The 25033-nt window shown below is 68.1% G+C and carries 23 protein-coding genes, 3 pseudogenes and 1 riboswitch; of the genes and pseudogenes, 11 read left to right on the top strand and 15 right to left on the bottom strand.

Annotation, left to right across the window (positions count from 1 at the left end):
- The first annotated feature begins 93 nt into the window (after nt 1-93).
- Complete coding sequence (locus tag JOC24_RS11300; protein ID WP_205020085.1) at nt 94-1359, top strand: SGNH/GDSL hydrolase family protein; 1266 nt, start codon at nt 94-96, stop codon at nt 1357-1359.
- 75 nt (nt 1360-1434) lie between these two features.
- Here JOC24_RS11300 and JOC24_RS11295 read toward each other — a convergent pair whose 3' ends face one another.
- The 4 genes from JOC24_RS11295 to JOC24_RS11280 form a co-directional block, all read right to left on the bottom strand.
- Nucleotides 1435-2127 carry a DUF1707 SHOCT-like domain-containing protein gene (locus JOC24_RS11295; RefSeq protein ID WP_205020444.1) on the bottom strand — a complete coding sequence of 231 codons (693 nt, stop codon included), beginning with the start codon at nt 2125-2127 and terminating at the stop codon, nt 1435-1437.
- A gap of 111 nt (nt 2128-2238) precedes the next feature.
- Nucleotides 2239-3207, bottom strand: coding sequence for an ABC transporter ATP-binding protein (locus JOC24_RS11290; RefSeq protein WP_205020443.1), 969 nt, complete (start codon nt 3205-3207; stop codon nt 2239-2241).
- Between the two features lie 18 nt (nt 3208-3225).
- Complete coding sequence (locus JOC24_RS11285; protein ID WP_307792666.1) at nt 3226-4098, bottom strand: ABC transporter permease; 873 nt, start codon at nt 4096-4098, stop codon at nt 3226-3228.
- Nucleotides 4091-4891, bottom strand: coding sequence for an ABC transporter permease (locus JOC24_RS11280; RefSeq protein WP_205020084.1), 801 nt, complete (start codon nt 4889-4891; stop codon nt 4091-4093). The genes JOC24_RS11285 and JOC24_RS11280 overlap by 8 nt, the downstream gene beginning before the upstream one ends.
- A 147-nt stretch (nt 4892-5038) precedes the next feature.
- Here JOC24_RS11280 and JOC24_RS11275 point away from each other — a divergent pair, with 147 nt between their 5' ends.
- Nucleotides 5039-7486, top strand: coding sequence for a transglycosylase domain-containing protein (locus tag JOC24_RS11275; protein WP_205020083.1), 2448 nt, complete (start codon nt 5039-5041; stop codon nt 7484-7486).
- Between the two features lie 4 nt (nt 7487-7490).
- Here JOC24_RS11275 and JOC24_RS11270 read toward each other — a convergent pair whose 3' ends face one another.
- The 3 genes from JOC24_RS11270 to JOC24_RS11260 form a co-directional block, all read right to left on the bottom strand.
- Nucleotides 7491-7811, bottom strand: coding sequence for a DMT family transporter (locus JOC24_RS11270; RefSeq protein ID WP_205020441.1), 321 nt, complete (start codon nt 7809-7811; stop codon nt 7491-7493).
- Between the two features lie 36 nt (nt 7812-7847).
- Nucleotides 7848-7911: riboswitch (guanidine-III (ykkC-III) riboswitch) on the bottom strand.
- 54 nt (nt 7912-7965) lie between these two features.
- The gene (locus JOC24_RS11265; protein WP_051834804.1) at nt 7966-8301 is read right to left on the bottom strand and encodes a GroES family chaperonin; all 336 of its coding nucleotides are present in this window, start codon (nt 8299-8301) and stop codon (nt 7966-7968) included.
- A 139-nt stretch (nt 8302-8440) separates the two neighbouring features.
- On the bottom strand, nt 8441-8761 hold the full coding sequence (locus tag JOC24_RS11260; protein ID WP_205020082.1) for a DUF3618 domain-containing protein: 321 nt from the start codon (nt 8759-8761) through the stop codon (nt 8441-8443).
- Between the two features lie 129 nt (nt 8762-8890).
- On the opposite strand from JOC24_RS11260, the gene bcp reads away from it, so the two are divergent.
- Entirely contained in the window at nt 8891-9358 is a 468-nt protein-coding gene (gene bcp / locus JOC24_RS11255; RefSeq protein ID WP_205020081.1) for a thioredoxin-dependent thiol peroxidase, read from the top strand.
- A gap of 128 nt (nt 9359-9486) precedes the next feature.
- Nucleotides 9487-10983, top strand: coding sequence for a glycine betaine/L-proline transporter ProP (gene proP, locus JOC24_RS11250; protein WP_205020080.1), 1497 nt, complete (start codon nt 9487-9489; stop codon nt 10981-10983).
- Between the two features lie 73 nt (nt 10984-11056).
- Here proP and JOC24_RS33145 read toward each other — a convergent pair whose 3' ends face one another.
- The 4 genes and pseudogenes from JOC24_RS33145 to JOC24_RS11230 form a co-directional block, all read right to left on the bottom strand.
- Nucleotides 11057-11470 carry a hypothetical protein gene (locus JOC24_RS33145; protein WP_239580304.1) on the bottom strand — a complete coding sequence of 138 codons (414 nt, stop codon included), beginning with the start codon at nt 11468-11470 and terminating at the stop codon, nt 11057-11059.
- 21 nt (nt 11471-11491) lie between these two features.
- Nucleotides 11492-12040, bottom strand: a pseudogene (locus JOC24_RS11240) (ATP-dependent helicase); the annotation flags it as partial.
- Nucleotide 12041: 1 nt separating this feature from the next.
- Nucleotides 12042-13496 (bottom strand): annotated as a pseudogene (locus tag JOC24_RS11235) (NB-ARC domain-containing protein); the annotation flags it as partial.
- Complete coding sequence (locus JOC24_RS11230) at nt 13493-13903, bottom strand: hypothetical protein (RefSeq protein ID WP_205020079.1); 411 nt, start codon at nt 13901-13903, stop codon at nt 13493-13495. The pseudogene JOC24_RS11235 and the gene JOC24_RS11230, both read right to left, overlap by 4 nt.
- Nucleotides 13904-14131: 228 nt before the next feature.
- Between JOC24_RS11230 and JOC24_RS11225 the strand changes: the two genes are divergently transcribed.
- From JOC24_RS11225 to JOC24_RS33785, 6 genes are all read left to right on the top strand, one after another.
- Nucleotides 14132-14401, top strand: a complete 270-nt coding sequence (locus JOC24_RS11225) for a hypothetical protein (protein WP_031100926.1) — start codon at nt 14132-14134, stop codon at nt 14399-14401.
- A complete protein-coding gene (locus JOC24_RS11220; protein ID WP_205020078.1) occupies nt 14394-15029 on the top strand; it encodes a DUF6879 family protein in 636 nt (211 codons plus the stop codon). Before JOC24_RS11225 ends, JOC24_RS11220 begins: the two co-directional genes overlap by 8 nt.
- Before the next feature lie 319 nt (nt 15030-15348).
- Complete coding sequence (locus JOC24_RS34165) at nt 15349-15630, top strand: DUF6879 family protein (protein ID WP_374104495.1); 282 nt, start codon at nt 15349-15351, stop codon at nt 15628-15630.
- Between the two features lie 58 nt (nt 15631-15688).
- Nucleotides 15689-16198 (top strand): SseB family protein, encoded by a 510-nt coding sequence (locus JOC24_RS11215; RefSeq protein ID WP_205020077.1) that lies wholly within the window; start codon nt 15689-15691, stop codon nt 16196-16198.
- Entirely contained in the window at nt 16195-16842 is a 648-nt protein-coding gene (locus tag JOC24_RS11210) for a hypothetical protein (RefSeq protein ID WP_205020076.1), read from the top strand. Before JOC24_RS11215 ends, JOC24_RS11210 begins: the two co-directional genes overlap by 4 nt.
- The gene (locus JOC24_RS33785; RefSeq protein WP_205020075.1) at nt 16842-21566 is read left to right on the top strand and encodes a putative T7SS-secreted protein; all 4725 of its coding nucleotides are present in this window, start codon (nt 16842-16844) and stop codon (nt 21564-21566) included. The genes JOC24_RS11210 and JOC24_RS33785 overlap by 1 nt, the downstream gene beginning before the upstream one ends.
- Nucleotides 21567-21817: 251 nt before the next feature.
- Here the strand turns inward: JOC24_RS33785 and JOC24_RS11200 are convergent, their stop codons facing one another.
- A complete protein-coding gene (locus JOC24_RS11200; RefSeq protein ID WP_205020478.1) occupies nt 21818-22336 on the bottom strand; it encodes a hypothetical protein in 519 nt (172 codons plus the stop codon).
- Between JOC24_RS11200 and JOC24_RS11195 the strand changes: the two are divergent.
- A pseudogene (locus JOC24_RS11195) lies at nt 22330-22616 on the top strand (transcriptional regulator); the annotation flags it as partial. The gene JOC24_RS11200 and the pseudogene JOC24_RS11195 sit on opposite strands and share 7 nt — an antisense overlap.
- Before the next feature lie 130 nt (nt 22617-22746).
- Here JOC24_RS11195 and JOC24_RS11190 read toward each other — a convergent pair.
- The 3 genes from JOC24_RS11190 to JOC24_RS11180 form a co-directional block, all read right to left on the bottom strand.
- Nucleotides 22747-23622: a hypothetical protein gene (locus tag JOC24_RS11190; protein WP_205020074.1), complete on the bottom strand. Its 876-nt coding sequence runs from the start codon at nt 23620-23622 to the stop codon at nt 22747-22749.
- A 308-nt stretch (nt 23623-23930) separates the two neighbouring features.
- A complete protein-coding gene (locus JOC24_RS11185; RefSeq protein WP_205020073.1) occupies nt 23931-24125 on the bottom strand; it encodes a DUF397 domain-containing protein in 195 nt (64 codons plus the stop codon).
- Entirely contained in the window at nt 24122-24955 is an 834-nt protein-coding gene (locus tag JOC24_RS11180) for a helix-turn-helix domain-containing protein (RefSeq protein WP_205020072.1), read from the bottom strand. Before JOC24_RS11180 ends, JOC24_RS11185 begins: the two co-directional genes overlap by 4 nt.
- Between the last annotated feature and the right edge of the window lie 78 nt (nt 24956-25033).

Below are 25033 nucleotides of genomic sequence, written 5' to 3'. Positions count from 1 at the left end.
ACTCCCGGGGCGCACGTCGAGTTCCCCGAGGCCTGTCGCATCATGAGAGCAACCCGAACACCGGGCCGTACACCGCAAGGAGACACACCGCAGATGCCCAGGCGCCAGGGATACGCCCTGCCCATCGCCCTCGTGACAGGCACCGCCGTGCTCGCCGGCGCCGTCGCGTTCGGCACGTCGTCGCTGACCACCGACGAGCGGCAGGCACCGCTCAGCGGGTCCCAGAGCCACACGGCGGCCCGCAATCCCGCCGCTCCGGCCACCTCGACCGGCACCTGGGTGGCCACATGGACCGCGGCCCCCGTCAGCGCGGAGCCGAACGCCGGGCAGGGCTACCCCGGCAGCACCATCCGCAACATCGTGCACACCAGCGTCGGTGGTGACGCCGCCCGCATCACGCTGTCCAACCTCTTCGGCACGGCCCCACTCGTCATCGACCAGGCCACCGTCAACACCCGGCCGGTCACCTTCCGGGGCCGGCCGACCGTCACCGTCGCCGCGGGCCGACAGGTCGTCAGCGACCCCGTCGTGGTGCCCGTCGCCCCCGACGCCGACCTGGAGGTCACCCTCCGCACCCCGTACGCCACCGGGCCCGTCACCCAGCACCCCAACACCCACCAGACGTCCTTCCTGGCCGACGACGACGGCACCTGGAGCACCACCCGGTGGCGCTACCTCACGGCCGTCGACGTGCGCAACAAGACCTCGCCCGGTGCGATCGTCGTGATCGGCGACTCCCTCACCGCCGGCAGCGGCTCCACCACGGACGCCAACAGCCGCTGGACGGACGTCCTCTCCGACCGGCTGCGGCACACCCACGGCATCGCCAACCAGGGCATAGCAGGCAACCGCCTCCTGCTCGACAGCCCCCTCACCCTGAACGGCGTGCAGAATCTGGGCGGCCCGAGCGGCGCCCACCGCTTCGAGCGCGACGTCCTGTCCGTCGCCGGGGCGAAGACCGTGATCATCGCGCTCGGCATCAACGACGTGCAGCAGATCCCCCAGGAGCCGGACCCCCAGCGCATCATCGCCGGGCTCCGGGCCCTCACCGAGCGTGCGCACGCCCAGGGGCTCCGGGTCGTCGGAGCGACGCTGACGCCCTTCCAGGGCAGCACCACCTGGACACCCGGGAGCAACACGGTGCGCCTCGCGGTCAACGAGGAGATCCGCTCCGGCCGGATCTTCGACGCGTTCGTCGACTTCGACCGGGCCGTACGCGACCCCTACGCACCCAACCGGATCCTGCCCGAGTACGACTCGGGCGACCGGCTGCACTTCAACGACGCCGGCTACCGCGCCCTGGGACAGTCGATCGAACTCGGCGCGGTGGACGGCACCCCGAAGGCCGACGCCTTCTGACCCCGTCCGCCGGCGGGCACAGCGCCGGAGAAGGGCGGCCGAGGCGAACCCACGGCCGCCCCTGGACCACCGGGCTCAACCGAGCTCCTTGCGCCCGTCCCCCGCATCCGGCTTCTCCAGCCGCAACCGCTCCTGCTCCTGCTCCTTCAGCCGCCGCTTCTCCGCCCTGCTCCGCTTCCACTCCACACCGACCCCGCCCATCAGGGCGAACCCGGTGACCTTCACCCGCGGGCTGTCCGGATCGGGCTCCGGCTCCTCGTCGAGCTTGGAATGCTCACCGAAACCGCCCATGATCCCGAAGCCCCGGACCTGCACGTTGAGGTCCGGCGGTACCGTCACCTGCATACCGCCCATGATCGTGAAGCAGCGGATCACGACGTCGCGCTCCGCGAAGCGCGCCTCCCGCAGATCGATCTCGCCCCCGCCCCACATCGCGAACGCCGTGAACTGCCGGCCCACCGTCCAGCGGCCCTTGCGGCTGAACCCGCCCCAGAAGGCGAACGCCCCCGACGAAGTGGGCTCGCCCCCGATCCTGGCCGGCCAGCCCGCGGACGACCCCTTGCGCCCCGCCACCGCCCCGGTCACCGGCGGGACGATCCCGCCCGGCACCGGCAGATCACGCACGAGCGGAACCAACTCCCCGTGCGTACGCGCCTTGAACGCCGCTTCGAGCCGCTGCTCGAACTCGTCCATCTCCAGCCGGCCCTCGGCCACGGCCTCCCGCAGGGTCTCGGCGACCCGCTCACGTTCCGCGTCGGAGGCACGCATGTCAGGGCTCTCACTTGTCATACCGCGCACCCTATAGAGCAATCGGGGAACGGGCCCAAGGGCTGCCCAGCGATTCCCCGCCGTACCCCCGCCGAAATCACGGGACGACCCTCAGAGAGCAGGATCCGACGCGTACATCCTCGCGATGACGGACTCGATGTCCGGCTCCCGCACCGACAGGTCCACCAGCGGATAGTCCGCCGCGATACGCGCCACCAGCGGCGCGGCGGACGCCGCCGCCGGAAACGCCAGCCACTGCCGGGGGCCTTCGGCCTTCACCACCCGCACCGACGGCTCCGACCCCAGCTCGATCGGCGGCAGCTCCCGCTCCAGGTCCACGACCAGCGTGCGCTCGCTCTTCCCCACCTCGTGCAGCCCGGCGAGCGCGCCGTCGTACACCAGACGACCGTGGTCGATCACCATCACCCGCTTGCACAGCTGCTCGATGTCGGTCAGGTCGTGCGTGGTGAGCAGCACGGTCGTCGACCGCTCCTCGTTCAAGTCCCGCAGGAACCCGCGCACCTTGGCCTTCGACACCACGTCGAGCCCGATCGTGGGCTCGTCCAGGTACAGCACCTCCGGATCGTGCAGCAACGCCGCGGCGATGTCGCCCCGCATCCGCTGCCCCAGCGACAACTGCCGCACCGGGACATCCAACAACGCTCCCAGATCCAGGAGTTCGACGCACCGGTCCATGTTCTCCCGGAACCGGCTGTCCGGGATCCGGTACATCCGGTGCATCAGCCGGTACGAATCGCGCAACGGAAGGTCCCACCACAACGTCGTACGCTGCCCGAACACCACACCGATCCGGTGCGCCAGCCTCGTACGCTCCCGGGAGGGATCGACCCCCGCGACCCGCAGCCGGCCACCGCTCGGCGTCAGGATGCCCGTCAGCATCTTGATCGTCGTCGACTTACCGGCCCCGTTCGGACCGATGTAGCCGACCATCTCACCGCGCGGCACGCGGAAGCTGATGCCGTCCACCGCCCGCACCTCGCGCCGCTCCCGGCGCATGAAGCCCGTCCTGCGGCGCACGTCGAAGACCTTCTCGACGCCGTCGAGCTCGATGAAGTCCATGTCGTCCACGCCCACTCCTCAGCTTCCCGTACTGCGGTACGCCCGCAGCCCCATGCGCCACGCCAGCCCCGCGATCACCCAGCACCCCACCGCCACCACCGGAGGCAGGAACGCCACCCACCGGGGCAGGTCCAGCGGATAGTCCCGGCCCAGCACGTACAGGGCCGGCAGCCAGCTCACGAACGCCAGCGGCACCACGAACGTCACCCCGCGCACCAGGTCCTTCGCGAACACCGACGGCGGGTACTGCAGCAGCGTCGTCCCCCCGTAGGTGAACGCGTTCTGCACCTCCGAGGCGTCCTGGGCGTAGAACTGGAACGCCGCGCCCACCACGAACACCGCGCCGAAGATGGCCGCCCCACTCAGCACCATCAGCGGCAGCATCACCACCTTCAGCGGCGTCCACGCGATGTCCAGCGCCGCCAGCGCATAGCCCAGCACCAGCAGCCCCTGCGTGATCCGCCCCAGCCTGCGCAGCGCGAACCGGTCGGCCGCCACCTGAGCCAGCACCGGCACCGGCCGCACCAGCAGCGTGTCCAGCGTCCCGTCCCGCACCCGCCGCCCCAGCCGGTCCATCGACCCCAGAACCAGGTCGGCGAGCCCGAACGCGGTCGCCGACGTCCCGTACAGCAGCGCGACCTCCTGCAGCGTGAAGCCGCCCAGCACATCGACGTGCGAGAACATCAGCATGATCGTGACGAAGTCGAAGCCCGTCGCCACGAAGTTCCCGACGGCCGTCATCACGAACGACGCACGGTAGGCCATCGTCGAGCGCAGCCACATCGCCACGATCAGCCCGTACGCCCGCACCCCCTCGACCACCCGCGAACGCTCGCCGAACGCGGTCCGCGGGCCCACCGCGACGACACGCTCCTCCCGGACCTCAGCCACCCTGGACCACCACCCTCCTGGTCGCCACCGACTGCAGGAGCCGCCCCGCGAGCAGCAGCGCCACCGCCCAGCCGGCCTGGAAGGCGTACGCCCCCGCCAGATCCCAGCCCGCGTACCTGCCGAGGAACACATCGGCCGGCACCTGCAGCAGCGACGACCACGGCAGGGCACGCGCCACGTCACCCAGCACCCCGGGGAACAGATTCAACGGCAGCAGCATGCCGGAGAAGAACAACCCGGCCAGCCAGGCGATCTGCATCGCGCCCGCGCCGTCCATCAGCCAGAAGGCCGACAACGCCACCAGGAAACGCACCCCGAAGCTCACCACCACCCCCAGCGCGACCGACACCAGGAACGCGGCCCACGTCCACGGCGACCCCGGCAGCGCCAGATCGAACGCCAGGGCCCCCAGCACCATCGGCACGATCCCGCGCCCCAGCAGGTGGAACGCCGCCCGGCCCAGGTCCCCCGCCAGCCACCACAGCTGCAGATCGGCGGGCCGGTACAGGTCGACCGCGATGTCACCCGTACGGATCCGCTCCATCAGCTCGTCCTCGAAGCCGCCGCCCATCATCGCGCAGGTCATCAGCAGGGCCTGACCGAGCCACACATAGGTCAGGGCCTGCGACATGTCGTAGCCGCCGAGGTGCGGACGCTCGTCCCACAGCGCGATGTAGGTGTACGCCATGATGAATCCGAAGACGGTGTTGGTGAACATCCCCGCGACCGTCGCCACCCGATAGGTGGCATACCGCCGGAACCCGCCGGCCGCCACCACGGCATAGAGCCGCACCTCACTCCCCCTCTTTCGCCAAAGCGCACGACGTTAGCCGAGGGGGCTCGGCCGCCGCGACCCTATTTCCGTTGAAGGGGTCCGAGGGATATCCGCCCGAAAAGTGCACTATAGGAAAATCATCCGCAGTCGAGGAGCCTCACAGTCATGAGCCACGAGCCACCGCAGCACGGCGGAGACCCTGGTCAGCAGGGCTCCCAGGGCTGGGCCCCCCGAGACCCCTCGGCCGCGGCCCCCACCGCCGACCCCCAGCACCCGAACGGCGCAAAGGACTCCAAGGGGCGCACAAAACGCCCCAAGCGGCCCAAGCGCACCGGCTGGCGCCGCGCCGTTCCCACGTGGCGCATGGTCCTCGGCGGCGTACTCCTCCTCGCGCTGCTCCTCGTCGGCGGATTCATCGCCGGCTACCAACTCGTCGACATCCCTGCCGCCAACGCCAGCGCAACCGCCCAGTCCAACGTCTACCTGTACGAGGACGGCACCGTCATCGCCCGCGACGGCAAGATCAACCGCGAGAACATCCCCCTCCGCCGCGTCCCCCGCACCGTCCAGCACGCCGTACTCGCCGCAGAGGACCGGGACTTCTACTCCGAGGACGCCATCGACGTCAAAGCCACCCTCCGGGCCGGCTGGAACACCGTCACCGGCAAGGGCAGACAGGGCGGTTCCACCATCACCCAGCAGTACGTCAAGAACTACTACCTCGGCCAGGAACAGACCGTCGTCCGCAAGGCCAAGGAGTTCTTCATCTCCATCAAGCTCGACCGCGAACAGAGCAAGGACGAGATCCTCGAGGGCTACCTCAACACCAGCTACTTCGGCCGCAACGCCTACGGCATCCAGGCCGCCTCCCACGCCTACTACGGCAAGGACGTCGAAGACCTCGGCCCCGGCGAAGGCGCCTACCTCGCCTCCCTGCTCAACGCCCCCAGCTCCAACGACGTCATCTCCCACCCCGAGAACAAGAAGGCCGCACTCGCCCGCTGGGACTACGTACTCGACGGCATGGTCAAGCACCACTGGCTCACCCCCGCAGACCGCGACGCCATGACCTTCCCCGTCCCCGGCGAGGCCAAGCCCGCCACCGCGCTCTCCGGGCAGCGCGGCTACATCGTCCAGGCGGTCGAGCGCTACCTCGCCGCCAACAAGATCCTCGACGAGAGCACCCTCGCCACCGGCGGCTACCGCATCACCACCACGCTCCAGAAGAAGAAGCAGGACGCCCTCGTCCAAGCCGTCCAGGACAACGTCCTGTCCAAGACGAGCGACGAACGCGAAGCGGACCGCAACGTCCGTGCCGGCGGCGCCTCCGTCGACCCTGCCACCGGCCACGTCGTCGCCCTCTACGGTGGTATCGACTACACCGAACAGTTCGTCAACAACGCGACCCGCCGCGACTACCAGGTCGGATCCACCTTCAAGCCGTTCGTCCTCGCCGCCGCCCTCGCCAACGGGTCCACCACCCGCAAGGACCGCGCGATCACCCCCAACACCCGCTACGACGGCACCAACGAACGCACCGTCCTCAGCGCGACCGGCTCCACCGGCTACTCCCCCGCCAACGAGGACGACGTCGACTACGGCTCCATCACCGTCCGCGAAGCCACCGACAAATCAGTCAACGCCGTCTATGCCCAGATGGCCCAGGACGTCGGCCCCCAGGAGGTCAAGGACACAGCGGTCGCCCTCGGCATCCCCCGGGACACGCCCGACCTCACCGCCTCCCCTTCCATCGCACTCGGCCCCGCCACCGCCAGCGTCGTCGACATGGCCTCCGCCTACGCCACCCTCGCCGACCACGGGAAGCAGCGCCCCCACACCCTCGTCGCCAAGATCAGCAAGAACGCCACCGAGCTCGACCTCCCCGCCAGGAACACCCGGCGCGCCATCAGCCGAGAAGCCGCCGACACCACCACCTCCGTCCTGCGCAGCGTCGTCGACGGCGGCACCGGCACGGCCGCCCAGGGCGCGGGCCGCCCCGCCGCGGGCAAGACGGGCACCGCCGAGGAGGACAAGGCCGCCTGGTTCGCCGGCTACACCCCCGACCTCGCCACCGTCATCGCCGTCATGGGCCAGGACCCCGAGACCGGCGTCCAGAAACCCCTCTACGGCGCCCTCGGCCTCGCCCGCATGAACGGCGGCGGCGCACCCGCCGAGACGTGGGCCGCCTACACCCGGGCCGCACTGGAGGGCAGCGACGTACAGGACTTCGAATTGGAGGCCGACGAAGGCCCCGAAGAGCCCGACCCGGACGAGAGCGCGGAGGAGGAGGAGGAGGACACCGAGAAACCCGGGCGCACCGAGAAACCGAGGGACGGCGAGGCCGACGAGGACACCGAGGAACCCGGCACCGGGGAATCCCGCGAGGAACAGGACGGCACACGCACACCGGACTCACCCTCAGAACGCTCCCGCGCCCCCCGGGAACCCGGCCCCGCCACCCCCGCCGACGCACCGTCCCGCGCCCCCTCCGGCCGGGACGCTACGGACCGGGACGCCTCCGACCGGGCACCCGCCGGCCCCGAGGCCGACCACCGCGACAGGAGCGGGCAGGAAAGGAGCGGTCAGGACCACCACGGCCCCGCCCGCCCCTGAACACTCAGTGCCCCGACGTCGCCTTCAACCCCACCACCGCCACCAGCAGCAGACAGACGAAGAAGATCCGGGCGGCGGTCACCGGCTCATGCAGCACCACCATGCCCAGAACCGCAGCACCGGCCGCACCGATCCCCACCCACACGCCGTACGCCGTACCGATCGGCAGCGTCTTCGCCGCATGTGACAACAGCACCATGCTGGCCACGATCCCCAGCCCCGTGAACACACTCGGCCACAGCCGGGTGAACCCCTCGGTGTACTTCATCCCGATCGACCAGCCCACTTCCAGCAGACCGGCGACGACCAACAGAACCCACGCCACGACGGCACCTCCACGACGAAACACGCGAACAACACGGGTGCGTCGTCTTTGCGGAAACCCGGTACGGCGCGTCTCGTCGGGGTCACACAACCGTAGCAACAAACAGCCGAAAGGCCCGGTGACCACGGTCACCAGGCCCACTCACCACACCTGCCTACAGATACAACCCGGTCGAATCCACCGAGCCCTCGAACCGGTCGGCCGCCACCGCGTGCAGATCCCGCTCACGCATCAGCACGTACGCCACACCCCGCACCTCGACCTCGGCACGGTCCTCGGGGTCGTACAGCACCCGGTCCCCCGGCTCCACGGTCCGCACGTTCTGGCCGACCGCGACCACCGCGGCCCACGCGAGACGCCGGCCCACCGCCGCCGTCGCCGGGATCAGGATGCCGCCGCCCGACCGCCGCTCACCCTCGGGCGAGTCGGACCGGACCAGCACCCGGTCGTGCAGCATCCGGATCGGCAGCTTGTCGTCGGTGGTACTCATGCCGTTGTCGCTCACGCCCCGAAACCTACCTGCCTCCAGCCACTCCACACGCCCCAGGCCCACGCAGCAGCGGCCTCAGCGCCTCATACGCCGCACGAAAACGGCCCTCAGCGCCTCTCGAGCCACGTACGACCGCCCCTCAGCGCCTGTCGCGCCGCACCGACAACGTCAGCAACGCCACCGCACCAGCCACCACCAGTGCCGCCGGAATCACTCGCTCCAGCCGCGGTGATCCGTCCTCGGCCACGAACTGCGCCCTCACGTCCGAGACCGAACGGTTCACGGCGACGAACGCACGCCCGGCCGTCCGGTCCACCGTCGACGCGACCTTCGCCTTCGCGTCACCGATCATCGTCTTCGGGTGCACCCGCACCCCGATCTCGTCCAGCACCACCGCGAGCTGCTCGCGCCTGCTGATGATGTCCGCCTCGATCTGCGCAGGGCTCCTCGTGTCCGACACTGCGCCGCCTCCGTGGTCGTCGTCGGGTAAACCTTCATCGACAGTCTGTCAGCTCGGCCGCCCCTACACCCGGCGGCACCCCCTATTACGCTCGGTGCCACACAGCACGCGTGCCACTCGAGGAGAAACATGAGCGAGCGACTCCAGACCGGCGACACCGCCCCCGCCTTCACCCTTCCGGACGCCGACGGCAACGACGTCTCGCTCGCGGACCACAAGGGCCGCAAGGTCATCGTCTACTTCTACCCCGCCGCACTTACCCCCGGATGCACCAAGCAGGCCTGCGACTTCACGGACAACCTGGACCTCCTCACCGGCGCCGGCTACGACGTCATCGGCGTGTCGCCCGACAAGCCGGAGAAGCTCGCGAAGTTCCGCGAGAAGGAGAACCTCAAGGTCACACTGGTCGGAGACCCCTCCAAGGAGACCCTGGAGGCCTACGGCGCGTTCGGCGAGAAGAAGCTCTACGGCAAAGTGGTGACGGGAGTGATCCGCTCCACGGTCGTGGTGGACGAAGAGGGCAAGGTGGAGAAGGCCCTTTACAACGTCAAAGCGACCGGACACGTCGCCAAGATCATCAAGGACCTCGGGATCTGACCCTGGTCCGGGACGATCCCTGCCCAGAAGATGTGACTGAGATCGCAAATAGCCGCGGATTCGGTTTGCAACCGCCATGACTGCGCAGAAGCCTTTCCTGGAACACCGTTCGACGAAAGGAACCGGCCATGGCGGCCTCCGACCCCCACCAGGCGGCCGACCCTGATGCGGTCAAACGCCACCCCGCGCTCTTCCGGGCCATCCGGAAGCGCCAGAACCCCCGGCTCCGTCGGACGGACATCACCGTCACCGACGACCAGGCGGTCAAGCGCGCGGTGAAGGCGGCGTCGCTCGGTAACGCCATGGAGTGGTTCGACTTCGGCATCTACTCCTACCTGGCCGTCACCATCGGGCACGTGTTCTTCCCCTCCGGGAACGACACCACCCAGCTCCTCTCGTCCTTCGCGACCTTCGCCGTGGCCTTCCTCGTCCGGCCCCTCGGCGGAATGTTCTTCGGCCCCATGGGCGACAAGATCGGCCGCAAGAAGGTCCTGGCCCTCACCATGATCCTGATGGCGGTCGGCACCTTCGCGATCGGCCTCATCCCCTCCCACGACACAATCGGCGTCTGGGCGGCGGTCCTCCTCATCGCCTTCCGGATGCTCCAGGGCTTCTCCACCGGCGGTGAGTACGGCGGTGCCTCGACCTTCATCGCCGAGTACGCCCCCGACAAGCGCCGCGGCTTCTTCGGCAGCTTCCTGGAATTCGGCACGCTCGCCGGGTACGTCGGCGCCGCCGGGCTCGTCACCCTCCTGTACGCCGTCCTGGACACCGGCCAGATGGAGTCCTGGGGCTGGCGCATCCCGTTCCTCGTCGCCGGCCCCCTCGGCCTCGTAGGCCTCTACCTGCGACTCCGCCTCGACGAGACACCCGCCTTCCAGAAGCTGGAAGGCGGCACCACCCACGCCACGGAGGCCGCCGACCACGTCGAGACCACCGCCAAGGGCGACCTCGCGAAGATCTTCCGCCAGTACTGGCCGACGCTGATCCTCTGCATCGCCCTGGTCGGCGCGTACAACATCACCGACTACATGCTGCTGTCGTACATGCCGACGTACCTCTCCGACGAGCTCGGCTACAGCGAGACCCACGGCCTGCTGATCCTGCTCGGCGTCATGGTCTTCCTCATGCTGATCATCAGCCAGTTCGGCAAGCTCTCGGACCGCTTCGGCCGCAAGCCGCTCCTGATGACCGGCATGCTCGGCTTCCTGTTCCTGTCGCTGCCGGCCTTCCTCCTGATCCGCCAGGGAAGCATCCCGGCGATCATCATCGGCATGCTGATGCTGGGCCTCTCCCTGGTCTGCCTGCTGGGCACGATGTCCGCCGCCCTCCCGGCCCTGTTCCCGACGAACGTCCGCTACGGCTCCCTGTCGGTCGGCTACAACCTCTCGGCCTCGATCTTCGGCGGCACGACCCCGCTGGTGATCACGGCCCTGATCAGCTGGACCGGCTCGAACCTCATGCCCGCGTACTACGCGATGGCGGCCGCCCTGGTCGGCGTGATCGCGGTGGCCTGCATGAAGGAGACCGCCAACCAGCCCCTGGCCGGCTCCCCGCCCTCGGTGGAGACGGCGGAGGAAGCGGCGGACCTGGTCCACGCGCAGAGCCCGGAACCGAAGTTCTGACGCACGCTCGGCGCCGGAGGGCCGTACCGGGGAGTACCCGGACGGCAGGGCTTCCCTCCGGCGCCTGCGGCTCTCAGCCGCGCATGAGGTCCTGATTGACACGTTCGACGTGTGCGTGCAGCGGCCCCTCGGTGACAACACGCTCGCCCTGGCCGCGCCTCCAAGGATCCACCTCGATCACAGTGACCAGTGCGTTGCCCAGCCCGATCACCACCCACCAGTCCCGGCCATCCGCATGGACCCGCCAGGTCGACTTGACCCACTTGCCGGTATCTGTGCGTACGTCGGCCGAGACCAGGTCCCAATGATCCGGGTCGAACGCCGTCAGCTCCTCGACGGGCGCGTTGCGCTGCTGGAGACGCTCGATCACGTGAGCACCGTGGGCCTTCAGCCGTACCGGCTCGCGCAGGATGTGGCGCACGCGGGTGAACAGGGAAGCCGGCCCGGACTCGGAGTGGAAGCGGGCTGTCTCGAAGCGGGGCGCCATGGTGATTCCTCTGGGGGGCCGTCAGGTGCTGTGCTGGAAACGCACCGGCGCGCCCAGCACAGCCCGGGCGCCTTCGAAGTCGGCCAGACGGGCCGCCACCGTGGCGACGGCGAGGCGTTCCGGCAGGGCGGCGGAGAACTTCAGGCCGCGTACTGCGCGGGGGTCGACGTCGGGCAGCACGAGGTTTTCACCGACGTGCTCCCGGGCCGTGCGCCAGTCGGCGCGAGTCAGGTTCTCCCGCAAGCGTAGCCAGCAGTCGGTGGGGCGTTGCACGGGGTCGGCGACTGAGGGGACGGTCGCCGCCAGGGTGGCATTGGCCCGGTAGCCGGCCCAGGTCCACCAGCGCACGTCGTTGCCGACGCGCGTAATCACGGTGCCGTCCGGGTGCACCGTGTCGGGCGCGTCGGTCTCGCGCTGTTCGGCCAGACAGGCTTCGGCACGTCGGGTGAGAGCGACGGGTGGGTCCGCTCCCAGCAGTACCTCGCGCATGGCACGTGTCAGCGCGTAGGAAAGCCCGGCGATGCCGCCGCCCATCCATTTCGCGACGCCCCCGCCATCAGCGGGTTCGACGCAGTCGCTCCTGGACGTCCCGGACCGCGCGGAGTGCCGCTTCGGCCTCCGCATACCTGCCCAGCCGGAACAGTGCCCGTCCCTCCCGGGAGCGGGCGGCGAGGACCGTGCGGTGCTCTGCCCCGAGGTACCGCTGCCCGAGGTCCGCTGCGGTGCGGGTGGTCTCCCAGGCGGAGAGGTAGTCACCGGTCCGGTGCAGGGCGACCGCCAGCCGGGTCGCGACGGCCAGCGCGCCGGCGGCGGACGGCGCGCCGACGTGCCGCAGCAGCGCCAGCGCGTGAGGAACCAGCAGACGCAGCCTCGGATCGTGCGGCCCCGCGTCGGGTACGACGGGCACGGCCGCATCGAGCATGCGGACGGCGGTGGTGTCGAGGACGGACACGAGGTCTGCGGCGGTGGCCGTCGAGACGCTGTCGAGGAGGATGCCGTGACTCTGCACGCAGCGCGTGCCCGCAACGTCGACCAGCTCGGACAGCGACTGGTCGAGGAGGGCCCGAAGAGCCGTCTCCGTGCGGGCACGCGGCAGTACGGCCTCGATGCCGGCGTGGTTCAGCAGGGTCAGCGGCAGCGGCTCGGCGGCGAACCGGGCCAGCAGTCTGAGCAGGACCGCCGCTTCGGGCAGCCCGCGCGCTTCGAACGCGTCGAGCCGGTCCCCGTAGGCGTCCATGGTCCACGGATCGATGATCTGGTGGGAGAGGAAGCCCCCCGCCAGGGTGAGGGCGAGGGGCAGCAGCCCGAGCCGGTCGGCGACCCGTGCCGCCTGTTCCTTCGTCCCGCTGTGCGGTGCGAGATCGCGCAGGACGAGCGCGGCGTCCTCGCGGGGCAGTACGCCGATGTGCTGCAGCTCGGCTCCGGGCCACCAACGGGCCGCGGCACGCCGTGTGGTCACCAGGACGGTGCCGCGCGGGCTGGTGCGCAGCCAGTCGCCGTCCCGCAGGATCTCCGGTTCGTCGGTGTTGTCAAGGACCAGCAACCAGGGTTCGGCGGAACGGTCGAGGTATCTCCAGACGAGATCGGCGGCAGGTCTGAGTCCGTTGCGCGCGGCGAGCAGTTCGCCGTCGCCCGCTCCTCGGTCGGCGGCGACGGCGAGCATGCCGGCGCGCAGACTCGCACGGTCGGCTGCGTTGACCCACAGGCCCACCCGGCCCTGGTCCCGGGTGACCTCGTCGAACAGGGCGCAGGCGACCGCCGTCTTGCCCGAGCCGCCCATGCCGTACAGCACGTAGACCTGGCCGCCGTGCTCGGCCCGGACGCTCTCCCGCAGGCGCTCCATCACCTCGTTGCGGTCGCGCAGCGCGACGGGACACCGGCCGACCGCCGGGCGCCGCACCGAGTCCGGCCCACCGTGCTCCGGCCCGACACCGCCGTAATGGTGGTGCTCGCTGATGTGCTGGTCGCCCCGCGACTGGTAGACGCGCCCCTGGTCCTCGGCGTGGCCGTCCGTGCCACCCGTCATCGCTCGGTGATGTGCTGGTCACGTCCCGCTTGGTAGACCCTGCCCTGACCGGACGCGGTGGCGTGCTGGGTGATGCACCGCGTGATCGAGCCTTCCGGGCCGAGTTGGTCCAGCAGTACCCGTAGTTCCTGGACGGCGTCGGGCCGGGCGACCAGCAGCCGCCGGACCGCCCCCTGCCACTGGAGGCGCAGTTCGTCGAGGGTCTGCTGATCGTCGGCCGCCGTGGCGGCCAGGACGTCCTCGCGTCCGGCCTCCAACTCGCCGGCCACCGTGTCGGCGCGCTCGGGCTGCGTCCGGCGCCAGAGCCGTGTGATCCCGTCCCGCATGTGCTGCCAGGCGTCGGTCGCCATCAACGCGACCAGGGTGCTCCCCGCGCTCTGTGCGAGCAAGGCCACTTCTTCGTCCACAGCCGCCCCTCCATTCACCCGATTTCCAGACAGCGGAACTGAAAGTGTCACTCGTCAGACGGTGATGCGATCACCATTGCGGCCGCTTTTCATTCCCTCCCTGAGCATCATGGGGCAGGGAAGGATCAGTCCTGGCCAATACCCTTACGGACCAGAGTTGACACCTGGTCAGGTCCTCGCTCTGCACGCTACAGTCACGCATCCCGACCGATCGAGGGGACGATGAAGATGTCCAGGCCATGGGAAGCGGATCCGGCCACGCGTTTCAAGCGACGGCTGGGAAGATCTCCCCAGGAACTCGGCAACACCACCGGAACTCCCGACTGCCCGGACATCTGGGAACTCGCCAACGGCGACATCGCCGTCATCGGCCGGGACCTCACCGAGTCACTCGGCAAGAACCTGCCCGACGGGGTCTCGATCGGATCGGACGAACGCCTCGTGGTCATCCCCAGGAACATGCTCATCGCGGCGAAGCCGGACATCCCCGGTGTTTGACTCCTTCCCGGACGGCGTCTCCGACCGCCTGGACCGCCCCACATACCATGCCGACCTGGGCCGGATCTATACCGGTGGCGGGGTCGGATTCCTCAACAAGCTGGAGCGTGGCCAGCACTTCCAGGAGCGCGGCTTCGCGAGCTGGGAGGCCTTCGCAGCCGGCGACTGGGAGGAGGCGTTGACCCTCGCCGCCGAGAGGCGCGAGGAGTACGCGCAGGAAGTTCGGCGGGCGTCGGACCTGGGCATCGCACACCGCCGGCTCCGGGTGGTGGAATTCCCCGTCACGCCGTATGTGCAATGGGAGTTGTGCGTCCTGCGCGTGCGTGTGGACGTGGGCGACGCGATCAGGGTTGTCGACGCTCGCGACATTGCCGGCATCGAGCGGAATCACCTGGTTCCAGAGGTGGTGATTCTCGGCGACGTGGTCCTGTACGAGGTCGTGTACGACGAGGACGGAAACGCGGCGGGCGCCAACCGCTACACGGACAGCTCGCTGATCCGGGAAACGAACGCCGGGTTCGATGCGCTGTACGAGCAGGGCGAGGGATTCCACGACTTCTTCGACCGGGAGATCGCTCCCCTGGCCCCGCCGCGTGGGGCCGGTACTTCAACGGGATTTCGCGGGTAGCGGTGATCAGGGACACCGGGTGACGGGCGAGCCCTTATGCCGACAGGCCACCGCACCCGATGGTGATGACGCGAACGTGGCCCGGTCGCCCACCGACCCGGCGGCCGACAGGTCACTCGTGGCGCCGGCGAGGCAGCTGCGGCTGTGCCGCGCGAGCTGCTCGTGAACTGAGGGCCGAAGGAGATGGAGCGGGTGCCGGAACCCGTGGACCGGGTCACCTTCCGCCGTCTGTTCGAGACCTTCGAGCACACCGCCTGGCGGCTGGAGACGCGGCGCGGCTACGCGTCGGACCCGGCAGGACCCCGACTTCCAGGCCTTCCTGACCAAAGGCTCGTCGCCCTACGCCCCCGACGAGCCCTGGTTCGTCACCATCAAGGCCCAGACGGACGTCGGCAAGACGGTCGGCCGGGTACGCATCGCCAGCGGCCCACCCACCACGGAACAGCTGTGCCTGTTCGACTACGCCCGGCACAAAGCCGCCTTCGGCGAGGACATCCGGTATCTGTGCCGCGAGGACGCGCGCGTGCAGGCCTGTCCGCCGCGGACTGCACTTGCGGGCTGTTGCCGAGTGGCCTGGAGCTGGGCCGGAGTGGCACCGTGATTGCCTGTCTGCTTTTGTTCGTTGCTCCTGGGAAGCATGCCGTGACAGCATTCGACGCGTGTTCGATAACGGGGTTGATGTAGGGGAGCCGCCCGCCCGGCGCTCCAAGATCGCCGACTTGGTCGACTGGCCTGCTCCGGAGGCGCCACTCGCACCGTATGAGGCACCGGTACCGGCCCCTGCCGCACCACCGGAAGATGATCCGATGGCGGCGGCTCGACATGAGTTTGCTGTGCTGCTGGGTGAGTTCCGGCGAACGGCGGCGTTGGTGCCGCTGGACGAGGCCGGTGACCTGTGGTCGGCGGAGCAGAACGGTGTGCGGTGGATCTGTGCCTTCTCGGATGAGGAGGCATTGGCCCGGTTCGCGCTGGCTCGTGGTGAGTCCGGGCGGGAGTGGACGTATCAGGCCGTTCTGGGTGCCAGGTTGCTTGATGTGATGGTGCCTTTGCTGCCGGGCCCTGCGGGGGTTGCGCTGGACGCGGGCAGTGTGGACGGCGGGATGTTGTTCCCGCCGGTGGCGGGCATTGTGCCGGATGCGGTCGCGGTGGATCTCGGGGGGACGCGGTGAGCGGCGAGAACGCTGATCTTCAGGTGCCGCCGGAGGCGTTGGCGGAGATCGCGAAGGGGATCGATCTGGCGCATGCGGAGCTGAAGGAGCTCGGCATGATCGGGGAAGCGTCGACGGGCCGGGGGTTTTCGGATCTTGCCTTGTCGGGACTCGAGTTGGGGCATGTCGGGCTGACGTCGGAGTTCGAGACGTTCTGCAACCGCTGGGAGTGGGGTGTGCGGGCCCTGACGCAGAAGGGGAACGGCTTCGCTCTCGGCGTGGGGTTGTCGGCGGGCTCTTATGCGGAGCAGGAGCAGTACGTCAAGGACTCGATCAAGATCGGTGTGAACTCCCTGAACGGGAACCCGCATGCGTCCGAGGACGAGATCAAGGGCATGAGCTGGGACACGATCAGCACGCAGTCCGCCTGGGACAACCCGGACTACAGCCAAGAGTCCTGGGATGCGGCACACGCAGAGGTGAAGCAGACCTGGAAGGACACCGCCTACGACGTGGAGGACGCCGCGCTCGACTCGATGGAGCGCAACGGGCTGCTGGCCCCGGAGGTACGGGACGCTGCGGACGAACGGCTCAGGGATCAGCTCGATCCGTCGCAGGAGACGATCGATCAAGCTGAGCAGCCGCGGTGGGGGGACAGTCGCTGATGCCGGACTGGGGGAAGTGGGGCGACGCCCTTTACGACGGCGCCGGCGATCTGGTCGACAAGGGCAAGGAAATCGTCGGCACCGGGATCGACACGGGCACCGATGTGCTCGGGTCGGGCCTGGAGAAGGTCGGTGCCGATGAGTGGGCCGACAAGGTCGAGGACTGGGGCGATGAGACCGCCTCCTCGCTGGGCGCGCACGTCGGGGAGCAGCAACTCGGTCAGACCGAGGAAGCGGATGAGCTGATTCATGGCCGGCCGGAGAAGATCAGTGCGGCGGTGAAGAACCTCCGCGACTTCCAGAAGGCGTTCGACCTCGTCGGCGGTGGGATGAAGAAGCTCGACTCCGGCCACTGGAAGGGCGAGGCCGCCGACGCCTTCCGCGCCAAGTTCCATACTCTGCCCACCGATTGGCTGCGCGCGGCGGATGCGTTCGAGGACGCGGCCAAGGCATTGGAGACGTACGCAGGGACGGTCATCAGCGCCCAGGCCAAGGCCGCTGAGGCGATAGCGCTCTACAAGGAGGGCAAGCAGGACTACGAAACCGCGGCGGCCACGTACAAGGAGAAGGCGGAGGCGTACAACGCGGTCCGCAACACCGACCACCCGCTCCCCCATCCGGGAACGTTCACTGACCCGGGCGCGGCCAAGCGCCGGCACGCACAGGAGATCCTTCAGCGCGCTCGCCGGGCACGTGACGACGCGGCCGAGGCGGCCAAGGGTGCGATCACCGCCGCATTGGCGCACGCTCCGAAGGAGCCCACCGGCCTGGACCGGGCCGAGCAGGAGCTGATCGACTACGGGGTCGGCCAGGGCATCGAGCTGGCACACGTCGGAGGCGGTGTCATCAAGGCCTCCGCGGGGCTGGTGAACTTCGTCCGGTCGGTCAACCCACAGGACCCGTACAACCTGACGCACCCGGCCGAGTACTACAAGGGCGTCAACATGACGCTCGCCGGCCTCGTCTCCACCGCCGCCAACCCCGACCGCGCGCTCAAGAACGCCTGGGACGCAGCCAAGGGCGACCCCTCCGAATTCATCGGCCGACTCCTCCCGGAGCTGATCGGCACCAAGGGCGGCGGACTGGTCAAGGGGCTTGCCCGCCACGGGCTCAAGGACGGGGCCGAGAGCGCGGCTCGCAAGGCTGTCGACGATCCGGCAAAGGCCTCGAAGCCCGACAAGGGGGTGGAGACGGACCCTACCGACCCAGTCGATCTGGCCACCGGAACGATGTACCTGCCGCAGACGGACATCGCCCTGCCGGGGACGTTCCCGCTCGTCTTTCGCCGCCGGGTTGCCTCCGACTACCGTGCGGGGCGCTGGTTCGGGCCCTCGTGGTCCTCCACGGCCGACCAGCGGCTGGAGATCGACTCCCAGGGCATCGTTTTCGTGTGCGAGGACGGCCTGCTGCTGTCCTATCCGCACCCCGCGCCGGGTGTGCCGGTCATGCCGAGTCATGGCCCGCGCTGGCCCCTCGATCTGGACACTTCGGGGGACTACGCGATCACCGATCCGGCCAGCGGCCGAATACGGCATTTCAGTCCGCGCTCTGCTGGGGACGTCGCACTCCTGGTGCAGATCGACGACCGCAATGGCAACTGGATCCAGTTCGAGTACGACGAGACAGGAGCGCCGGCCGGAATCGTCCATGGTGCCGGCTATCACCTGAAGCTCACCACGAGCGAAGGCCGGATCACCGCACTCCACCTCGCAGGAGCGGCCCCGGACGGTTCGGACCAGGAGATCCTCCGCTACGGCTACGCCGATGGGCACCTCACCGAAGTCATCAACTCCTCCGGGCTCCCGCTCCGGTTCGCCTACGACGACCGGGGCCGGGTCACCTCCTGGACCGACACCAACGACAGCCGGTACGAGTACGCCTACGACGACCAGGACCGGTGCATAGCCGAAGGCGGCGCAGCAGGTCACATGGCCCTGAGCCTGGACTACGACGGCGTTGATCCCGAAAGTGGGATGCGTGTCACCACCGTCACCAGCGGCAACGGAGCCGTCCACCGCTACGTCGTCAACGACGACCATCAGGTGGTCGCCGAGATCGACCCGCTGGGCGCGGTCACCCGCTTCGAGCGCGACCGCTACAACCACGTCCTGTTGCGCACGGACCCGCTCGGCCGCACCACCCGCTTCGCGTACGACGAGTCAGGACAGCTGACCTGTGCGGTCCGTCCGGACGGCCGGGAATTGTCCGCGGAGTACAACGATCTCCGACTGCCGGTCCGCGTCACCAACCCGGACCGGACCGTGGTCCGCCAGGACTACGACGAGCGCGGCAACCGTCTCACTGTCACTGACCCTTCCGGCGCCGTGACACGCACCGCCTACAACGAGGCCGGCCACGCGACCTCCGTGACGGACGCACTGGGCAACACGACCCACATCCTCAGCAACCAGGCCGGTCTGCCGCTCCAGGTGACCGACCCGCTCGGCGCCACCACCCGGGTCGCCCGGGACGCGTTCGGCCGTCCGGTCGCCCTCACCGATCCGCTCGGAGCCGTCACCCTCCTCGAATGGACCGTCGAGGGCAAACTGTCCCGCCGTACCGATGCGGACGGCACCACGCAGGCGTGGACATACGACGGCGAGGGAAACTGTCTCACCCACACCGACGCCTTGGGCGCTGCCTCCCGCTTCGAGTACACCCACTTCGACCTCATGACCGCCCGCACCGGCCCTGACGGCGTGCGCTACGAATTCACCCACGACCACGAACTCCGCCTCACTCAGGTCCTCAATCCGCAGGGACTGACGTGGAACTACAGCTACGACGCTGCCGGGCACCTCGTCTCCGAGACAGACTTCGACAACCGCACTGTGGCCTACGACCGCGACATCGCAGGCCGCCTCACCGCACGCACCGATGCCCTCGGCCAGACCATCCGCTACGAGCGGGACGAATTGGACCGGATCGTCTCCAAGGACGCCGCAGGGGCCGTCACCACCTTCGCCTATGACCTCTCCGACCAACTCGCCGAGGCCGTCAACGCGGACACCGCCCTCACCTACCTGCGCGACCGGCACGGGCGCCTCGTCTCCGAGACCGTCAACGGTCGGACGATGACATACGAGTACGACCGGCTCGGACGCCGCACCGGCCGCACAACCCCCAGCGGTGCGGTCAGCACCTGGACATATGACGCGGCAGGACGACGCACCTCACTCACCACTTCGGGCCGCGTCCTCACCTTCGAACACGACGAAGCGGGCCAGGAGACCGCCCGGCATATCGGCGATGCCCTCACCCTGGCCAACCAGTACGACTGCATGGGCCGCCTCACCACCCAGCAGGTCACCGGAGCCGGCCGGAGCATCCAACGCCGCGACTACACCTACCGTGCCGACGGGCACCTGACGGGGCTTGCCGACCAACTATCCGGCACCAGGACGTTCACCCTTGACGCGGCCGGCCGCGTCACCTCCGCTCAGGCTGCGGACTGGACGGAGCGCTATGCCTACGACGAGGCCGGCAACCAGACCGAGGCGTCCTGGCCGACCATACATCCGGGCCAGGATGCGGCAGGTTCGCGCGCGTACTCCGGCACCGCAATCGCTCGCGCAGGAAATGTCCACTACGAACACGATGTGCTCGGTCGCATCACTGTCCGACGTAAGGCTCGAATCTCGCGCAAACCTCAGACGTGGCGCTTCAAGTGGGATGCCGAGAACCGCATGCGCTCGGCGACCACACCCGACCGCGTCACATGGAGGTACCGGTACGACGCTCTGGGCCGTCGGACAGCCAAACAGCGTATGGGCGAGGACGGGCACAGCGTCCTGGAGCAGACCACCTTCACTTGGGATGGCGCCACTCTCTGTGAGCAGACCACCGAGACTGACGCCCTGTCCAATTCGGTTGCACTGACCTGGTCCCACGATGGCTTGCGCCCGATGAGCCAAGAGGAACGCATTCTCGCACCGGGCCAGTCACAGAAAGTTATTGGCGAGCGATTTTTTGCGATTGTCACCGACCTGGTCGGCGGTCCGAGCGAGCTGGTAGATGAAGCAGGAGTCCAAGCCTGGCAAGCGCGCAGCAGTCTCTGGGGTGTGACTTCTTGGCCAATCGATAGCTCCGCTTACACGCCACTCCGTTTCCCTGGGCAATATTTTGATCCAGAGACATTCCTCCATTACAATTTCCACCGCTATTACGATCCGGAAACCGCCCGATACCTAACCCCCGACCCGCTCGGGCTCGCACCGGCACCCAATCCAGTGGCTTACGTTGCGAATCCTCACTCATGGATCGACCCTTATGGACTTTTCGGCTGCCCGGAGGAGGAGCATCTCTTCCGTGGCACCACTCGCGGATACGATGCCAGCGAGGGGACTCAAGCATCGGGTTACACCCCTACATCAACAGATCCTGGCGTTGCCACCCTATTCGCCAGGCATTCAGATCAATTCGGCGAAGGAATCGTTCAGCTCTTCCCACGAAGCGCCCTGGAGGGGGTGCCGCTGGAGCGAGGCGTCATTCGAGCCGAAGCAGAAGTCGCGGTGGGGCTGCCCGCATCGCAGCTCGCCAAGCTCGCGAGTGTCGAGCTCCCCTCGGGGGTAGCGTCGAGTATTCTCGCAGAGATGGGAATACATGTCCCCAAGGTGCGAAGCATCGGCGGCATAACTGACGCTCTGGAATGGGACGTGCCGAAGCTTTCACCGGACCAGATATCGCAATTCGTCGCGGAGGCGTACAAGTATGGCCGAACCTAGCAGGCTGCAAATTTACGAGGTTGAGCGTTCCAGCGAACAAGAGGGCGTATGCACCGCAAGATGCATCAGCGGCGTCGCCCGTGTCGGCCAGACGTTCGGGCCAGATGGCGCTGGAGAAGTTTCCACCGACTCGCTCATCACTCTCAAGGCAATCGAGCGATACAGAAATAATGTCGACTTTTTTGACCCTCCCGGCACGGCCAGGGTCTTTCTTTCCGGGGAATCGGTAAAGGCTCTGAGTCGAGGTTCGATCATCTCGGAGGTTTACTGATTTCAGATCTAAACGGAGCGTGGAGGAGAAAAGCAAGCTCCGTGACCTCAGGGCGGTTGCAGATTCCGGAATCGCACAGATCGTCCGTGCCCGGCAGGAGTTGACGTGGCAACAGCACAGGCATGAACCGGTGACCATCAGGGTGTCTATGCCAGCTGTTCGCATTGACCTCGATCATTCTAGGGGTGATCGTTGCCGCATAGAGGATCGTTTCGCCCTGTTTGTGCCACCCGTTCGCGGTCAGGGCCTCCGCGTGTACGGCTGCGCCGGGTTTCACGGTCCCGGGGGTGGTGCTGGGCTCTCCTTCCCGGCCTTCGTCGGGGCGGGACTTGCTCGACAGGTGACGGCGGTCAGGCGCTGCCAGGCCAGGATGAAGGCGGCCGCCCAGGGCCAGCCGGGACGAGGCGGAGGTGCCGGCGGCCTGCGTGGGCGTCGAGGCCGGCGGGCGGTAGATCCGGAACCGCATGGTGTCGGTTTCGGCGTCGACGACGCCTGGCAAGCCAACTCGGCCGCCTCAACGGCATGATCGGTGTGGACACGGTCGAGCCGGGTGCCATCCCTTCACAGCCTCCGTCAAGATCGTGCCCGCCAGCGGCTTCCGGGTGCCCGTCGACCGACTGGTCGGCGCCGAGGACTGGCACGCCGAACAGTTGCTGGACGACGCCGACAACATCGCCTTGTACAAGAAGGTCTGGAAGACCCTCAGTGAGTCGGCGGTGTCCGGCACCGATGCCCACAACCTCATCAGCTCTGCCCGCCGATCCCTGAACTCGCGGTGATGGCGTTGCGAGCGGCGTACGTGCGGTACGGAACGCATCACCAGCAGGTGTGGCACCGGTGGACCCGAGTCGGCGCCTCCATCGAAGATGGAAGGCCGCTCCCTGGGCTGCCAGGCGGACACTCGCGGCGTCAGGGGATGGGTTCCTCCAGCTTGACGGCGGTGGTGTCCGCGTTGTGCTGTTCAGTGGGTGCTGAGGCGAAGCACTCGTGGTCTTCCACGACTTCGCCGTCCACGACGTCCGCATCCACCACTTGGTGCGACGGGTCCGCCAGTGGCAGGCCCGCGAGGTGCTTCTTGAGCCTCTTGGCCATCGGAAGGTAGGTGGCAAAGGTGAGCCCGCCGGACACCAAGGCCCCGACGATAGGGATGGCCTTGGAGACGCCCTTCGCGAAGGACTGCTTGGTCATCTGAACGCCGAGGTAAGCCGCGGACTTCTTCACGAGCGGGTAGATGACACCCTTGGTGAGCGCCTTCTGGGGCAGCTTCTTCGCGACCTGCTTCGACATCATCCCGGCGACTTTCCCCACGGCAACATTCGCCGACTGGGTGCCGAACATCACGCCGAAGAACAGCGTGAGCACCCCCATGGTCGCGTCGTCGGCCTGATCGCCCTCGTCGGAGAACAGATCGGGCCAGCCGTAGAGGTAGGCCAGCTTCTGCGAGATACGCAGCATGTGGCCGACGTACTGGGCCAGGTCGGCAGGCACCGTGGCGGGAAGGGCGAGGATGCCGGGTATCCCGGCGGCGGCCGAGAGCGCGCTGACTTTGGCGGTCTCGTAGCGAATGGAGTCGTTGGCGACCTTGTCGAGGAGCTCGACAGTGATGCCCGCGGCAGCGGGAGTCTCTTCTATCGCTCGTCGGATCTCGTCCTCGGAGCAGTGCCGAGCCAGCGCACTGCGGAGGTACGACTCCCTGTGGATACGCACGCCCGGCAGCTTCGCCGCTGCCAGCAGCACCGTGAAGAAACGCGACTCGGGATTCTCGACCTCTTTACCCTGCTTCATGGCAGGAACTTACAGCACCTCCGAGCCGCAAGGGCCATGATGTAGAAGCTTTGTTGAGACCTCGTAACGAGAGTGACCGTGGCGTGAAGGCCGACTCCAACACCATGCCGACGGCCACCCGGTAAGGCGACCGCCGTCGCGAGACGGGCGCCTGTGGGCGGACGTGACTGCCGTGGCGGCCTACGCCGACGCGGCGTCCGGTGAGAGATGCGCCGGGGCTGGTGGGGGTGCGCCGTGGATGCGGGATGCGTAGGGCCTCCCGGCGAACAAACGGCCGCCGGAAGGCCCTGCGATCGGCGCTACCTCTGTCAGCGAGCCGCGAACTCGACGAAGGTGGCCCATGCCGTGGTTTCCACGGCGAGAGCGGCGCGGGTTGTGTCCTTCGAGTCTCGGACGTGGACCCTGGCGGGGAGGGTGGCGACCTCGACGCATTCGCCGCCCGCTCCGCTGCTGTAACTGCTCTTGAACCAGGCCGACTCAGGAACAGACTGTTCGACGTTCATCTCTCTCCAAGCAACTTTTCGACGAGGGCCAGCGACTCGCGCGGAGTGAGCGCTTGGGCCCGAAGGATGCCGCACTGCTCCTCGAGCTCCCGGACTGGCTTCCGCGCCGTGTAGAGGCGGCTGTCCTGCTGAGCCTCCACATACGCGATCCTCCGCCCTTCCTTCGTCTCGATCAAGGTGAACGGACCAGCCAATCCGGCGTGCTCGTCCCGTTCGGTCGACAGCACCTGAATCTCCACGTTACGCCGCTGGCCATGAAGCAGGATGTGCTCCAGTTGCCCGTGCATGACGTTCCACCCACCCAGTGGCCTACGCAGAACCGACTCCTCGATGACGAAGCTGATGGTCGGCAACTGTGTCCGACAGAAGATCTCGTGCCGAGCCAGGCGCGCCGTCACCCTTTGCTCGACTACGTCCTCGTGTAGCAGGGGTCGCCAGTTGGTGAACACTGCCCGCGCGTACTCTTCCGTCTGCAAGAGTCCAGGCACCGCCTGGTTTGCATACACATGAAGCTCAACCGCCTCGGCCTCCAACTTGGCCGCATCCCGGAAGAACGCCGGATACTGAGCCCGAGCAACCTCCTCTTTGCTCGCGATCAACACCCCAGTCGCTTCAAGCGCTTCGTCCGCCCGGTCGATGAACTTCGGCGGCGGAATACGTCTCCCCTGCTCGAACGACGCGATCGTCGAGGCGGAGTACCCGGTCAGGGACCCGAGCGTCGCGCGGTCCAGGCCCGCCCGCTCCCGGAACAGCTTCAACTGCCGCCCGAACACCCACAGCATGCCCGTCCCGACCTCGTACTCCTCCGGCTGCTGAACCTCGTCGTCCACGCCGCAACTCCTCTCGTACGACCGCCCAGTCAGCCAACTCGGGGCCTGGAAAACGGTCACGCCCAACAGCACGTACAA

This window comes from Streptomyces sp. HB132, assembly GCF_016909575.1.
Lineage (GTDB): Bacteria > Actinomycetota > Actinomycetes > Streptomycetales > Streptomycetaceae > Streptomyces.
This window is presented reverse-complemented; position numbering and strand designations above follow the sequence as displayed.

Coding starts and splice junctions, on each gene's coding strand:
- JOC24_RS11300 (WP_205020085.1), top strand. CDS start 94: ATGCCCAGGCGCCAGGGATACGCCCTGCCCATCGCCCTCGTGACAGGC.
- JOC24_RS11295 (WP_205020444.1), bottom strand. CDS start 2,127: ATGCGTGCCTCCGACGCGGAACGTGAGCGGGTCGCCGAGACCCTGCGG.
- JOC24_RS11290 (WP_205020443.1), bottom strand. CDS start 3,207: ATGGACTTCATCGAGCTCGACGGCGTCGAGAAGGTCTTCGACGTGCGC.
- JOC24_RS11275 (WP_205020083.1), top strand. CDS start 5,039: ATGAGCCACGAGCCACCGCAGCACGGCGGAGACCCTGGTCAGCAGGGC.
- JOC24_RS11265 (WP_051834804.1), bottom strand. CDS start 8,301: ATGAGTACCACCGACGACAAGCTGCCGATCCGGATGCTGCACGACCGG.
- bcp (WP_205020081.1), top strand. CDS start 8,891: ATGAGCGAGCGACTCCAGACCGGCGACACCGCCCCCGCCTTCACCCTT.
- proP (WP_205020080.1), top strand. CDS start 9,487: ATGGCGGCCTCCGACCCCCACCAGGCGGCCGACCCTGATGCGGTCAAA.
- JOC24_RS33145 (WP_239580304.1), bottom strand. CDS start 11,470: ATGGCGCCCCGCTTCGAGACAGCCCGCTTCCACTCCGAGTCCGGGCCG.
- JOC24_RS11225 (WP_031100926.1), top strand. CDS start 14,132: ATGTCCAGGCCATGGGAAGCGGATCCGGCCACGCGTTTCAAGCGACGG.
- JOC24_RS33785 (WP_205020075.1), top strand. CDS start 16,842: ATGCCGGACTGGGGGAAGTGGGGCGACGCCCTTTACGACGGCGCCGGC.
- JOC24_RS11190 (WP_205020074.1), bottom strand. CDS start 23,622: ATGAAGCAGGGTAAAGAGGTCGAGAATCCCGAGTCGCGTTTCTTCACG.
- JOC24_RS11185 (WP_205020073.1), bottom strand. CDS start 24,125: ATGAACGTCGAACAGTCTGTTCCTGAGTCGGCCTGGTTCAAGAGCAGT.